Annotated in this window: 13 protein-coding genes; 8 read left to right on the top strand and 5 right to left on the bottom strand. The window is 71.2% G+C overall.

Going from position 1 to position 12,487, the window contains the following annotated elements; translation table 11 throughout:
* The first annotated feature begins 63 nt into the window (after positions 1–63).
* Positions 64–393 carry a DUF4190 domain-containing protein gene (locus NGH83_RS10505; RefSeq protein ID WP_251856203.1) on the top strand — a complete coding sequence of 110 codons (330 nt, stop codon included), beginning with the start codon at positions 64–66 and terminating at the stop codon, positions 391–393.
* Between the two features lie 53 nt (positions 394–446).
* Here NGH83_RS10505 and NGH83_RS10510 read toward each other — a convergent pair whose 3' ends face one another.
* The 3 genes from NGH83_RS10510 to NGH83_RS10520 all read right to left on the bottom strand — a co-directional run bounded on the left by NGH83_RS10510 (position 447) and on the right by NGH83_RS10520 (position 2,233).
* Positions 447–1,112, bottom strand: a complete 666-nt coding sequence (locus NGH83_RS10510) for an SGNH/GDSL hydrolase family protein (RefSeq protein ID WP_251856204.1) — start codon at positions 1,110–1,112, stop codon at positions 447–449.
* A 94-nt stretch (positions 1,113–1,206) separates the two neighbouring features.
* Complete coding sequence (locus NGH83_RS10515) at positions 1,207–1,449, bottom strand: zf-HC2 domain-containing protein (RefSeq protein WP_251856205.1); 243 nt, start codon at positions 1,447–1,449, stop codon at positions 1,207–1,209.
* 4 nt (positions 1,450–1,453) lie between these two features.
* Positions 1,454–2,233: a sigma-70 family RNA polymerase sigma factor gene (locus NGH83_RS10520; protein WP_251856206.1), complete on the bottom strand. Its 780-nt coding sequence runs from the start codon at positions 2,231–2,233 to the stop codon at positions 1,454–1,456.
* Between the two features lie 207 nt (positions 2,234–2,440).
* On the opposite strand from NGH83_RS10520, the gene aroA reads away from it, so the two are divergent.
* The 3 genes from aroA to NGH83_RS10535 all read left to right on the top strand — a co-directional run bounded on the left by aroA (position 2,441) and on the right by NGH83_RS10535 (position 5,902).
* Complete coding sequence (gene aroA, locus NGH83_RS10525; protein WP_251856207.1) at positions 2,441–3,880, top strand: 3-phosphoshikimate 1-carboxyvinyltransferase; 1,440 nt, start codon at positions 2,441–2,443, stop codon at positions 3,878–3,880.
* Positions 3,881–3,882: 2 nt separating this feature from the next.
* The gene (gene rsgA / locus NGH83_RS10530; protein WP_251856208.1) at positions 3,883–4,965 is read left to right on the top strand and encodes a ribosome small subunit-dependent GTPase A; all 1,083 of its coding nucleotides are present in this window, start codon (positions 3,883–3,885) and stop codon (positions 4,963–4,965) included.
* A gap of 73 nt (positions 4,966–5,038) precedes the next feature.
* The gene (locus tag NGH83_RS10535) at positions 5,039–5,902 is read left to right on the top strand and encodes an NmrA family NAD(P)-binding protein (protein ID WP_251856209.1); all 864 of its coding nucleotides are present in this window, start codon (positions 5,039–5,041) and stop codon (positions 5,900–5,902) included.
* On the opposite strand, the gene NGH83_RS10540 is transcribed toward NGH83_RS10535, so the two are convergent.
* Positions 5,899–6,843 (bottom strand): glycosyltransferase family 9 protein, encoded by a 945-nt coding sequence (locus tag NGH83_RS10540; RefSeq protein WP_251856210.1) that lies wholly within the window; start codon positions 6,841–6,843, stop codon positions 5,899–5,901. The two genes, NGH83_RS10535 and NGH83_RS10540, sit on opposite strands and share 4 nt — an antisense overlap.
* 149 nt (positions 6,844–6,992) lie before the next feature.
* On the opposite strand from NGH83_RS10540, the gene NGH83_RS10545 reads away from it, so the two are divergent.
* Complete coding sequence (locus NGH83_RS10545; protein WP_251856211.1) at positions 6,993–7,976, top strand: glycosyltransferase; 984 nt, start codon at positions 6,993–6,995, stop codon at positions 7,974–7,976.
* Positions 7,977–7,979: 3 nt separating this feature from the next.
* Here the strand turns inward: NGH83_RS10545 and NGH83_RS10550 are convergent, their stop codons facing one another.
* On the bottom strand, positions 7,980–9,107 hold the full coding sequence (locus NGH83_RS10550) for a glycosyltransferase family 9 protein (protein WP_251856212.1): 1,128 nt from the start codon (positions 9,105–9,107) through the stop codon (positions 7,980–7,982).
* A 155-nt stretch (positions 9,108–9,262) separates the two neighbouring features.
* Here NGH83_RS10550 and rfaE2 point away from each other — a divergent pair, with 155 nt between their 5' ends.
* Genes rfaE2 through NGH83_RS10565 form a run of 3 tightly spaced genes read left to right on the top strand, consistent with a single transcriptional unit; the run spans position 9,263 to position 12,485 of the window.
* Positions 9,263–10,789: a D-glycero-beta-D-manno-heptose 1-phosphate adenylyltransferase gene (gene rfaE2, locus NGH83_RS10555; protein ID WP_251856213.1), complete on the top strand. Its 1,527-nt coding sequence runs from the start codon at positions 9,263–9,265 to the stop codon at positions 10,787–10,789.
* Positions 10,786–11,703, top strand: coding sequence for a glycosyltransferase family 2 protein (locus NGH83_RS10560; protein WP_251856214.1), 918 nt, complete (start codon positions 10,786–10,788; stop codon positions 11,701–11,703). The genes rfaE2 and NGH83_RS10560 overlap by 4 nt, the downstream gene beginning before the upstream one ends.
* Entirely contained in the window at positions 11,700–12,485 is a 786-nt protein-coding gene (locus NGH83_RS10565) for an inositol monophosphatase family protein (protein WP_256470100.1), read from the top strand. The genes NGH83_RS10560 and NGH83_RS10565 overlap by 4 nt, the downstream gene beginning before the upstream one ends.
* Positions 12,486–12,487 lie beyond the last annotated feature (2 nt).

Here is a 12,487-nt window from a genome sequence, read left to right on the forward strand (position 1 = left end):
GCGCACGCTAAGTTTGCTGTGACAAATCGGCGCCGCTCGTGCGGCATGAAGAGGAGACGAATAGTGAGCACCCCGGAACCCACGTCCGCCAACTATGGTTCGTCCAGTGCGACGCCCGCATCCACGGAGAAGAAGACCCTCGGCATCGTCTCGCTGGTGCTGAGCATCGTCGGGCTCGGCCTCGTCTTCCTCTCGCCGCTGTTCGGCGGAATCGCCGCGATCGTCGGAATCGTCCTCGGATTCCTCTCGCGCGGTCGTGAGCCGGGCGCTCGCAAGCTGGCTCTGGCGGGCATCGTCGTCGGCTTCGTGGCGATCGCCGTCGGCCTCGTGGTGTTCGTGCTCACCACCATCGCCGTCATGTCGGCGATCAACTCGGGCACCGTCACCGGCTGACCTCAGCGACGGAAAAGACGAAGGGCCCCGCCGATCGGCGGGGCCCTTCGTCGTCAGAGCCCGAGCGCGTCCAGCTCCTCGTCCATCCGTTTCGCCATCTCGGCGTAGCCGTCGTCGTTCGGATGCAGACCGTCGCTCGCCATCCATTCCGGGTGCCCCTCGATCCAGTGCGAGGCCCCCTCGATGTGATCGGCGCCGATCCTGTCGGCCGCGTCGGCCACCCAGCCGGAGATGACCTCGAGCGACTCGGGACGCTCGTCGGTGTACCAGAACGGCTCGACCACGATGAAGCGCGCGTCGGGCAGCGCATCGTGCAGGCGGGTGAGGTCGGCGTCGATCTGCGCTTCGATCTTCTCGGAGGCCCGGTCGTAGCTGAAGTTGTCGTTGAGGCCCATGGTCACGAAGACGATGTCCGGGTCCTGCTCGATGATGAGCGACGGCAGGTCGCCGCTGTCCTCGCCGTAGAGGCTGCGGTTGTTGACGAAGCCGAGGCCGTTGACGCTCGGGTTGAACTCGCGCCAGCCGCGCTCGGCGCTGATGACCGTCGACCAGCGCTCGTCATAGGAACTCGCCCCGGTTCCGAGCGTGTACGAGTCGCCATAGAACGCGACGAGAGGGCCCGAGCCACCCGGAACCTCGGCCGCGGGAGCAGGACTGCTGCATCCTGCGAGGGCCAGCACCCCGGCGGCCACGGCGATACGAAGACTCTTCAGCGTCATGGCAGTCGTTCGGAGCGAAGCGCTCGATCGGTTCACTCGCCCACTTCGCCCCGTCGCAACGCCGTCGGACGGGGTGAAGTGGGCGAGTGGGCGCTCAGTGGGTGGTCTGGATCGCGCGGATGCGCGTCATGACCTGGACGCGCAGCTCTTCCGGCGCGGTGTCGCGGCAGGCGCGGCGCACGGCCTCGGTCAGCACGAGTCCGACCTTCAGCTCGCCGGAGCAGTCGGCGCAGTTCTCCATGTGCTCACGGATGTCGGCCGCATCGTCGCGGCGCAGTTCGTTGTGCAGATACTCCTCGAGTTCTGCTTTGGCCTTCTCGCAACCGCAGTCGCTCATGTCCTCACTCCGTTGTCTCGACGCTTGCGGGTTCTGTTTTCTTGGGGGAACGACGACGGGACGTCGCTCCGACGCTGAGGCCGCGCTCGGCGGCGTAGTCGGTGAGCAGTTCGCGCAGCAGGCGGCGGCCGCGGTGCAGTCGGCTCATCACGGTGCCGACCGGGGTCTTCATGATGTCCGCGATCTCCTGGTAGGAGAACCCCTCGACGTCGGCGAAGTACACGGCCAGGCGGAAGTCCTCGGGAACGGCCTGGAGAGCGTCCTTCACCGCCGAGTCGGGCAGGTGGTCGATGGCCTCGGCTTCGGCGCTGCGCCCGACGGTGGAGCCGGCCGTCGCGGACTCGGCCGAGCCGAGCTGCCAGTCTTCGAGGTCGTCGATCGTGTGCTGGTACGGGTTGCGCTGGTTCTTGCGGTAGTTGTTGATGAACGTGTTCGTGAGGATGCGGTACAGCCACGCCTTGAGGTTGGTGCCCTGCTGAAAGCCACCGAACGCGGCGAACGCCTTCACGAAGGTCTCCTGAACGAGGTCTTGCGCATCCGCCGGGTTGCGGGTCATCCGCAGGCCGGCCGCATAGAGCTGATCGATGAACGGCAGGGCCTGTTCCTCGAACAGTGAGCGGAGCTCGTCGCTGGTCGGCGTCGCCGCCTCTTCGATCGCCTCGACGATCGTCTCTTCGGCCTCGGTCTCGTGGACGTCGGTCTCGTGGACGTCCGTGTCGCGGTCGTCGGTCTCATCGACCTCGGCGCCGTGGACGTCGGCGGGCTCGCCCGGTTCGCTGCTCATCGCAGCCAAGCGTACTCGCGGAGGTCGAGCGTCGAGCGTGAGTAGCACGTGCCCCGCCTTCCGTTCGAGCGGCCGCCCGTCGCAGCCGATGTAGAGGTGAACCGGCCCGCTCCGGGCCTTATTCCGCGCCGCACCGCAGGCGCGCGGCATCCCGGTCGCTCGTCGATCGCCGCAACCGTCGACGGGGAGGCCGGTACGCTGGGCCCGATGGGAATCCTCGGCGAAGCAGGTCCTCGATTCCGCCTTCCGGGCGACGACTTCGAGGCGCGCGACACGGTCAGCGGCCCTCCCCCTGCGTGGGCGGCGCCCACAGCGTCCGGGCCGCTCGCAGCGCGTCTGTCACTGCCCGGGTCGAAGAGCCTCACCAACCGCGAGCTGGTGCTCGCGTCGCTGGCCGACGGGGAGTCGATCCTGCGAGCGCCGCTGCACTCGCGCGACACCACGCTGATGATCGCCGCGCTGCGCGAGCTCGGCATCGCGATCGATGAGCTGGAGGGCACCGACACGGGATACGGTCCCGATCTGCGCATCACCCCCGCCGAACTCGGCGGCGGCGTCTCGATCGACTGCGGGCTCGCCGGAACCTTGATGCGCTTCCTGCCGCCCCTGGCCTCCCTCGGTCTCGGCCCGATCACCTTCGACGGCGACGAGGGCGCGCGCCGGCGGCCGATGCGCACCACGATCGAATCGCTGCGCGCGCTCGGCGTCGAGGTGGGCGACGACGCCCGCGGCACCCTCCCCTTCACCGTCTACGGGATGGGCCGGGTCGCGGGTGGCGAGCTCGCGATCGACGCGTCGGCGTCGAGCCAGTTCGTCTCCGGTCTGCTGCTCTCCGCCGCTCGCTTCGAGAACGGACTCACACTGCGGCACACCGGCGAGACGCTGCCGAGCCTGCCGCACATCGCGATGACGATCGACGTGCTCGCCCGACGCGGCGTCGCGGTCGAGAACCCGGAACCGGGCGTCTGGGTGGTCCCCGCCGGTCCGATCGCGGGTCGCGTGGTCGACATCGAGCCCGACCTCTCGAACGCCGCCCCGTTCCTCGTCGCCGCCGTTGTCGCGGGCGGCTCCGTCACGATCGCCGGCTGGCCGGCCGAGACGACCCAGGTCGGCGACGATCTCCGCGAGCTGCTCACCCGCTTCGGGGCCGAGACGACGCTCACCGATGGGTCGCTGCGCGTCGACGGCGGCACCGGCGTCGCCTTCGGGCGGAGCATGCCCGGGGTCCACCTCGACCTCTCCACCGGCGGCGAACTCGCCCCCGCCCTCGTCGCCCTGGCCGCGCTCGCCGACTCGCCCAGCCGCATCACGGGCATCGGGCACCTGCGGGGGCACGAGACCGACCGACTCGCCGCGCTCGCCGCCGAGCTCAACGCTCTCGGCGGTGCGGTGACCGAGCTCCCCGACGGCCTCGCGATCGATCCCCGACCGCTGACCGCCGACCCGGATCGCCCCTGGCAGAGCTACGAGGACCACCGCATGGCGACGGCCGGGGCGATCATCGGCCTCGCCGTGCCCGGACTGCTCGTCGACGACATCGCGACGACCTCGAAGACGCTCCCCCAGTTCACCGAGCTCTGGCGAACCCTGCTCGGCGACGCCGGTTCGGGCGGTATCCCGATCAGCGGAACCGGCGCGACGGCCTGATCATGAGCTGGCTGACCGACGACGAAGACGAGCCCTACTCCGACTACGACGAGTCGGCCGCGCGGGTCCGGCCGAACCCGCGCGGTACGCGTCCCCGGTCGAAGCAGCGCCCCGAGCACGACGACGCCGTCCGCGGGCGCGTGCTCACCGTCGACCGCGGTCGTCTCACCGTCCTCCTCGAGGAGAACACCGAGGCGGAGCGCGAGCTGCAGGCCAAGCGGGCCCGAGAACTCGGCCGCACCCCCATCGTCACGGGCGATCTGGTAGACGTCGTCGGCGACCTCTCCGGCGACGAGGGAACCCTCGCCCGCGTGGTGCGGATCGCGCCGCGCAGCACATTGCTGCGACGCAGCGCCGACGACTCCGACGAGGTCGAGCGGGTCGTCGTGGCCAACGCCGACCAGCTGATGATCGTCGTCGCCGCCGCGAACCCCGAGCCGCGCGCGGGACTCGTCGACCGCTACCTGATCGCCGCATTCGACGCCGGCATCGAACCGATCCTCGTCGTCACGAAGACCGACCTCGCCGACCCGGCGTCATTCCTCGCGGAGTTCGACATCCTCGATCTCGACATCGTGCTCACCGCGCGCGGCGGGGTACCGCTCGAGGAGTTCCGCCGTCGTCTGATCGGGCACACGACCGTCGCCGTCGGCCACTCGGGTGTCGGCAAGTCCACCCTGGTGAACGCACTGGTGCCCGGCGCGGCGCGCGCGACCGGCGTCGTCAACGAGGTGACGGGCCGCGGCCGGCACACCTCGTCGTCGACGATCTCGCTGCGGGTCCGCGACAACGCGGGCGGATCGGGCTGGATCATCGATACCCCGGGGGTCCGCTCCTTCGGACTCGGCCACGTCGACCCGGCCAGCGTGATGCGCTCGTTCGCGCTGCACGCGATCGCGCCCGAACCTCCCGACGGCGAGGTGCCCCTCGTCGAGGCGCACGACTGGGAGATCGTCGACCGGGTACGCGAGGGCGAACTCGGCCCCGTCGGCCAGCGTCGCCTCGACTCGCTGCAGCGCATCCTCACGACCCTCGACCCGAAGGCCGAGCGCGACTGGGAGCCCGCCCCCGACCCCGAGGACTGACGGCTCTTCCGCCGATGCGACCGGCTCCAGTAGCGTGCGTCCCGAGACGTCCGCACGACCCTCTGGAGGAACCGTGATCCTGATCCTCGGCGCGACGGGCATGTTCGGCAGTCGGGTTCTGCGCGAGACGGCGGCACGGGGAGCGAGCGTGCGGGCGCTGGTCCACTCGGACGACCACGCGGCCCCACTTCGAGCGAGCGGCATCGATGCCGTCGTCGGCGACCTCGACGACCGAGCGAGCCTCGCGCCGGCGTTCGCAGGCGTCGACACCGTATTCGTCGTGACGCCGATGGACGGGCGCATCCTCGAACGGGAGACGAACGCGCTCGACGCCGCCGTCGCCGCCGGGGTACGGCGCATCGTCAAGCTCTACGGCGCCGTCCGACACCTGCCCGATGAGCCGCTCGACCAGCAGCACAAGGCCAGCATCGCGGCGATCGCGGCGTCCGGGCTCCGTTATGCCCTCGTCTCCCCCAACTCGGTGATGGAGACCAGCTTCCTGTCGCAGGCTCCTGCCGTGCAGCAGGCGAACAGGCTGTTCGGCTGCGCCGGCGACGGCAGGGTCGGGGTCGTCGCCGCCGACGACGTCGCCCGCGCGATCGCGGTCGTACTCACCGACCGCGACGAGCAGGGCGAGAACTACGTGCTCACCGGACCGTCCGCGATCACCATGTCCGACGAGGCGGCGGCTCTCACCCGACTGCTCGGCCGGCCGATCGCGTATCAGGACATGCCGGACACCGACTTCCGTGCCTTCATGGTGAACGAGGTCGGCATCCCCGACGACCGGGTCGACGAGGCGGTCATGGTGCACTTCGCCGCGTGGAAGCGCGGCGACGCCGACATCGTCACCGACACCGTCGAGCAGCTGACCGGCACGGCGGCGATGTCGATCGACGAGTGGCTCGCCGCGAATCGATCGGTCTTCAGCGGCTAGCCGAGCAAGCCTCGGGCCGCGGCCAGCACATCGTCGGCCGTGACCGCGAGCAGCGCGGGATCCGGGTCGTCGGCGAAGCCGTCTCCGCGCCGCAGCGAGGCGTCGGTCAACGCGATGTGCGGACCTGCGGGCGGCCCCCACTCCTCGACCGGCGCCGGTCCGAACACGATCACCGACGGGGTCCGGTAGGCGGACGCGAGGTGCGCCGCTCCGGTATCGACCGTGACGACGAGGCGGGCGGACGCGACCGTGGCCGCGAACTCCCGCAGATCGGCGCGTCCCGCGATGATGCGGTCCTCCGGCAGCCCGGCGAGTTCGGCGACGTGGGCTGCGCGATCGCGCTCGGACGCGCCACCCGAGATCAGCACGCGACCGCCCTCGCGTTCGAGGATTCGGGCGACGAGACCGAAGCGCTCCGCGGGCCACAGCCGCGACCCGTAGGCGGCGCCGATGTGCACGACGACCGCGTCGGGGTTCGCGCTGGGACCCGGGTCCTTCAGCCAGAGCTCATCGGGATCGGCCGGCATCCCGTGCCACTGCACAAGCTCCGCCCACCGCACCCGCTCGAGACCGCCGTCGCGCCACTCGGGTCCGTCCCAGCGCTCCCCGAAGCGGTGCCCGACGCGTCGCCGCGGGTCGAGGGCGTCGAGGAGATCGGTGCTCTGAGGGCCTCGACCGTGCAGGTTGACGACGGTGTCGACTCGCCCTCGCTCCAACGCGATCGGATGGTCGAGACCGTGCTGCGGGAGGAAGGCATCGAGCCCGTCGATGAGTTCGGCGAGAGGCTCGAGCCACCCCGTCGTCGCGAGAATCAGCCGATGCTCGGGGTTGGCACGGCGGATCGCGTGCAGCGCGGGCACCGCGAGCAACAGGTCGCCGACCTTGATGGCGCGCAGCACGACGAGCTCGGGTCGGCCATCGGACTCGGTCGGCTTCCTCACGGTGCTTACGCTCGCACGCGACCCGCTCGCGTTGCTGAGAGCCGTATCGGCGCCGGTACGAAGTCCCTAGAGGTCGGTCAGCCGACTCCCCGTCGACTTCCAGCAGAGCACTGGCACCCTCGAACTCGAGGACGAGGAGAGACGAGACGATGCGGGTTTTCGGGTGGCACATGCACGGCGGATGGATGGACGCGTTCGTCCGCGGGGATCACGACTACGTGCTCCCGATCGACGCCGACGGCGGCGGTGGGATCGGGAAGCGCGATTGGGACCGGGCCCACGTGCACGAGGCTCCCGCCGGATCCGTGACGGGAGCCGACGTCGACGTCCTCGTGCTGCAACGCCTCGAGGAATTCGACTGGGCCGAGGAGCGTCTCGGGCTGCGGCCGGGGCGGGACATCCCGACGATCTTCGTCGAGCACAACACCCCGCGAGCGTCGGTGCCCGAGTCGCGGCATCCGCTCGCCGACCGCGACGACATCCTCATCGCGCACGTCACGCACTTCAACGCGCTGTTCTGGGACACCGGTCGGGCGCCGACGACGGTCATCGAGCACGGCATCGTCGACCGCGGGTACCTCTACACCGGTGAGCTGGCGCGCATGGGAGTGGTCATCAACGAGCCGGTCCGGCGCTGGCGCGTGTCCGGCAGCGACCTCATCGGCGGGTTCTCCCGCGTCGCCCCCGTCGACGTGTTCGGCATGAAGGTCGACGGCCTCGCCCGAGAGCTGGGCGTGAGCTCCGACGTGGTGGCCGACGCCGGCGACCTGCCCACCGACGATCTGCACCGCGAGCTCGCCCGTCGGCGGCTCTACCTGCACACGACCCGCTGGACTTCGCTGGGGCTCGCGCTGCTCGAGGCGATGCACGCGGGGATCCCGGTCGTCGGCATCGAGGCGACCGAAATCCGGCGCGCCGTCCCACCCGAGGCGGGCACCGTGTCCACTCGTCTCGACGAGCTGCACCGCGCCGCCCGGCGCTTCATCGAAGACCCCGAGGCGGCGCGCACCGCCGGGCTCGCCGCCCGCGAGTACGCGCTCGAACACTACGGCCTGCGTCGTTTCCAGGACGACTGGAACACGGTTCTCGCCGACTGGACGGAGAGCTTCGCCCGCCGGCGTCGAGCGGCCTGACGACTACCCGCGCGACGCGAGCTCTGCGGTCATCAGCCGCCGGAGGTCCTGCCACACCGGCGCTACCGGGACCTCGGCGACGAACGACGGATTGTGCGAGCAGCGTTCGGCCGACCAGCCGACCTGCGTGACATCACGTCCGCAGACGGGGCAGCGGGTGAGCCACGAGATGTGGATGCGGTGCCGGGCGCGAGTGAGCGGGGCGGCGGTGATGACGTTGCCCGCCCAGTAGATCGCGACCGTCGCCGTGCCGACCGCCTGTGCCAGGTGCCGCGGCCCGCTGTCGTCGGAGACGAGGACGTCCGCTCGGTCGAGCACCCCGACGAGCGCCCCGAGCGAGCACCTGCCGGTGAGGTCGAGGGCGCCGGCGTCCGGTGCGGCGGCGAGGATCGCGCGGGCGAGCGGGATGTCGCCCGCGTCGCCGACGATCACCGTGCGCCAGCCGTCCTCGGCGGCGAGTGCGGCGATCTCGGCGAAGCGGTCGGGCGGCCACCGACGGCGCGGATCGGTCGCACCGGGATGCATCGCCAGGAGAGGCCGGGAATCGTCGCCGAGCAGTGCGGTCGCGGTCTCGCGGTCGGCGTCGGTGACGGCGAGCGCCGGCTCGAGGGCGACCGGGGCGGCGCCGACGAGGCCCGCCACCTCGATGCCGCGCAGGAACTCCTGCTGGTAGTAGACGTAGTCCATCGCGCGGTCGAGCGGCGGCGCGTCGACGGTGTTGGGCCCCGCGGTGACCCGCGCGCCGAGGGAGCGCAGGAACGGGTTCGAGAAGGCGCCGCCGCCGTGCAGTTGCAGGGCGAGGTCGAAGCGGCGCGCGCGCATCCGCGCCACGAAGCGGGCGAGCTCCTCGGGGTCGGGCAGCGCTCCCTCGGGCAGGCGCAGTCCCTCGGCGACGGGCAGCACCTCGACGACGTCGACCGGTCCCGGGCGCCCGGCGAGCAGTTCGCGGTGCATCGGAGTTCCGAGGAGTGTGATCTCCGCGTCCGGGTAGGCGGCGGCGAGCGCGTCGAGGGCGGGGAAGGCGAACAGGAGATCGCCGAGTCCGCCGCCGCGGAGCACCGCGATGCGCCGCACGTCCGGCACCCGGGCGCCGGACCTCCGCTGCGCCGTCCGGTCGTCGGATGCCCGCATGTCACCCCTTCCTGCATCGAGCATGCCGGGCCGCTCACTGCGAATGGCCTGGGATGCGCTGGGAAAGCGTCGCAGCGGTGGAAGCCGGAGCCCCGCCGGTGGTCGGATGGACCGAGGTCCCGTGTCGGGTGGCATGCGGCCGGAGAGGCGCCCGCATGAGCGAACTGTCGTCACCACTGTCCCTCGACGCCGCGCCGACTCCCGACGTGGCGCTGGGGATCCGCCGCATGGCTCCCATCGTCACCGTGATCGGCGAGCCGATCCTCGACGGCTGGTGGCACGGTCGCAGCGACCGCATCGCGCGGGAGGCGCCCGCCCCGGTGGTGTCGGTGGGCGACCACGTCTTCGTGCCCGGCGGCGCCGCCAACACCGCCCGGAATCTCGCCGAGCTCGGAGCGCAGGTGCGCTTCGTCGGTGCGGCCGGCGACGATGAGGCGGGACGTCGGCTGCGCGATCTGCTCGCCGCGGACGGCATCGACGTCACCCATCTGCTGCTTCGCGACGACGTGACCACCATCACCAAGACGCGCGTGGTCGTCGCCGATCAGGTGCTCCTCCGACTCGACGAGGGAGTCGATGAGGAGTGGACCTCCGACGCACTCGACGCCGTGCGCGACGCCGCCCTGGCGGCGACCGACGGCGCGGACGCCGAGGTCGTCTGCGACTACGGCTGCGGCATGCTGAGCTTCCGAGTGCGCGACGCGCTCGCCTCCCGCGACGCCCGTCCCGCACTCACCGTCGTCGACGCGCACGACCCGGTCTTCTGGGCGCCGCTGCGCCCCGACATCGTCACGCCCAACTCCGAGGAGACCGCCGCGCTGTTGCACCGACCGTTGAAGCGCGGCAGTGACCGGGCCGGAAGTGTGGCCGCCCACGCGGAGGAGCTACTCGCGACGACGAACTCGCGCGATGCCGTCGTGACCCTCGACCGGGACGGCACGCTCGTGCTCTGCGGCGACGGCAAGGTGCACCGCACCTGGGCGCGACCCGCGTCCGAGAAGCAGGCTTCGGGCGCCGGGGACACCTTCGTCGCGGCGCTCACGATCGCTCGCGCCTGCGGGCTGCCGCTCACGACGAGCGCGGACTTCGCGCAGGCCGCGGCCGACGTCGTCGTCGGCCGCGCGGGGACCTCGGTGTGCTCGACCGCCGACATCATCGCTCAGCTGGCCCGCTCCGCCGAGAACGCGTTGGACGAGGACGAGCTGATCCGCCGGCTGAAGGACGAGCGCGCCGCGGGCAGGCGGATCGTGTTCACGAACGGCTGCTTCGACGTGCTCCACCGCGGGCACACCGCGTACCTCAACCAGGCGAAGCGACTGGGCGACATCCTCGTCGTCGCCATCAACAGCGACGACTCGGTGCGCCGCCTGAAGGGCGAATCCCGCCCGATCAACCACGCCGGCGATCGCGCCGGAGTGCTCGCCGCCCTGAGCTCGGTCGACTACGTGACCGTCTTCGACACCGACACCCCCATCCCGCTGCTCGAACGGATCGCGCCCGACATCTACGCGAAGGGCGGCGACTACTCCGCCGAGACCCTCGCCGAGACGCCGGTCGTGCTCGCCGCCGGCGGCGAAGTACGCATCCTGGACTTCCTCCCGGAGCACTCGACCACCGCGATCGTCGAGCGCATCCGTGTCGGCGACCTGCCGGGGCCCCATCCGGGCGGCGCATCGACATGACCGCGCGCCGCCTGTCGGGCGAGTGGGGCGACACCCTGCCGCAGTCCGACGGGCTCGTCGACGTCCTGATCCCCACGATCGGCTCGCGTCCCGCCGAGCTGGCGGCGACGCTCGCCGGTCTCGCCGCGCAGGACGATCCCGCTTTCGACATCGTCATCAGCGACCAGTCGGTCGAGGGCGCGGTGTTCGAGGAGGCGGCGGTGCTCGCGATGCTGCGCGTGCTCAGGGCGCAGGGGCACCATGTCGAGCTGCACCGTCATCTGCCCCGCCGCGGGCTCGCCGAGCAGCGTCAGTTCCTGCTCGATCGGGCGCGCGCCGAGTTCGTGCTCTTCCTCGACGACGACATCTGGCTCGAACCGGATTCCCTCCACCGCATGGTGGACGCGATCGAGGAGCTCCGTTGCGGCTTCGTGGGACTCAACCCGCAGGGGCTGTCGGCCATCGACGACCGTCGCCCCCACGACACCGCCGTGTTCGAGGAATGGGAGGGGCCCGTGCTGCCCGAGCGGATGCGCTCGGACGCTGCCGGCTTCGAACGCAAGTCCCTGCACGTTGCGGCGAACCTGCTGCACGTCGCCGCCGACCGCCGGCTCGGCCTCGCGGACGATCGGCTCTGGGTCGCCTACAAGATCGCCTGGCTCGGCGCCTGCACCTTATACCGGCGGAGCTGTCTCGTCGAGGTGGGCGGTTTCGACTTCTGGCCGAGGCTGCCCGCCGACCACGCGGGCGAAGACGTCGCGGCGCAGTGGCGGGTGATGGAGCGCTTCGGCGGCGCCGGACTCGTGCCGAGCGGGGCGGTGCACATGCAGTCGGCGACCACGGTCGAGGATCGGTCGATCGAGGCGCGCGACATCCTCTTCCCGAACGACCCGAGCGGAGAACCGGACGGCGGCGCCGATACGCTGAACCCGTGACCGGAGACTTCAGCGAGGACCTGCGTTTCGCCCGCGACCTGGCCGACATGGCGCACGTCATCTCCCTCGAGCGCTACCGCGCGCTCGACCTGGCCGTCGAGACCAAGCCCGACCGCAGCCCCGTCACGGACGCGGACCGCGCCGTCGAGCAGGCCCTCCGGGCCGCCATCCGCGAGGAGCGTCCCGACGACGCGGTCTTCGGCGAGGAGTTCGGCGGCGAATTGCAGAAGGGGCGCCAGTGGATCATCGATCCGATCGACGCCACCGCCAACTTCCTGCGCGGAGTGCCGATCTGGGGCACCCTCATCGCCCTCGCCGTCGATGACGACCCCGTGGTCGGAGTGGTGAGCGCACCCGCGCTCGGGCGCCGCTGGTGGGCGGCTCGCGGCGAGGGGGCGTGGCTGGTCGAGAACGGTGCGGCGCCGCGCCGGCTGGCCGTCTCGGCGGTGCGCGAGCTGGCGGACGCCTCGTTCAGCTACAACGACCTCCAGTACTGGCGCGGCGCCGGCAAGACCGAGCAGCTGCTCGCCCTCGCCGACTCGGTCTGGCGCACCCGCGCCTATGGCGACTTCTGGTCGTACATGATGGTCGCCGAAGGCAGCGTCGACCTGGTCGCCGAGTTCGGCCCGCAGATCTACGACCTCGCCGCCCTCGCGCCGATCATCGAGGAGGCGGGCGGACGGATCTCGTCGACGACGGGTGAGCGGATCTTCACCGCTCGCGACGCACTCGTCAGCAACGGGCTGCTGCACGAGCGCGCCGTCGCCGCGATCGGCGACTGAGC

It is taken from the genome of Herbiconiux sp. L3-i23 (assembly GCF_023734115.1).
Classification (GTDB): Bacteria; Actinomycetota; Actinomycetes; order Actinomycetales; family Microbacteriaceae; genus Naasia.

Excerpts from the sequence above, each read along its gene's own strand:
- NGH83_RS10510 (WP_251856204.1), bottom strand. The coding sequence starts at position 1,112 with ATGACGCTGAAGAGTCTTCGTATCGCCGTGGCCGCCGGGGTGCTGGCC.
- NGH83_RS10515 (WP_251856205.1), bottom strand. The coding sequence starts at position 1,449 with ATGAGCGACTGCGGTTGCGAGAAGGCCAAAGCAGAACTCGAGGAGTAT.
- NGH83_RS10520 (WP_251856206.1), bottom strand. The coding sequence starts at position 2,233 with ATGAGCAGCGAACCGGGCGAGCCCGCCGACGTCCACGGCGCCGAGGTC.
- aroA (WP_251856207.1), top strand. The coding sequence starts at position 2,441 with ATGGGAATCCTCGGCGAAGCAGGTCCTCGATTCCGCCTTCCGGGCGAC.
- rsgA (WP_251856208.1), top strand. The coding sequence starts at position 3,883 with ATGAGCTGGCTGACCGACGACGAAGACGAGCCCTACTCCGACTACGAC.
- NGH83_RS10545 (WP_251856211.1), top strand. The coding sequence starts at position 6,993 with ATGCGGGTTTTCGGGTGGCACATGCACGGCGGATGGATGGACGCGTTC.
- NGH83_RS10550 (WP_251856212.1), bottom strand. The coding sequence starts at position 9,107 with ATGCGGGCATCCGACGACCGGACGGCGCAGCGGAGGTCCGGCGCCCGG.
- rfaE2 (WP_251856213.1), top strand. The coding sequence starts at position 9,263 with ATGAGCGAACTGTCGTCACCACTGTCCCTCGACGCCGCGCCGACTCCC.
- NGH83_RS10560 (WP_251856214.1), top strand. The coding sequence starts at position 10,786 with ATGACCGCGCGCCGCCTGTCGGGCGAGTGGGGCGACACCCTGCCGCAG.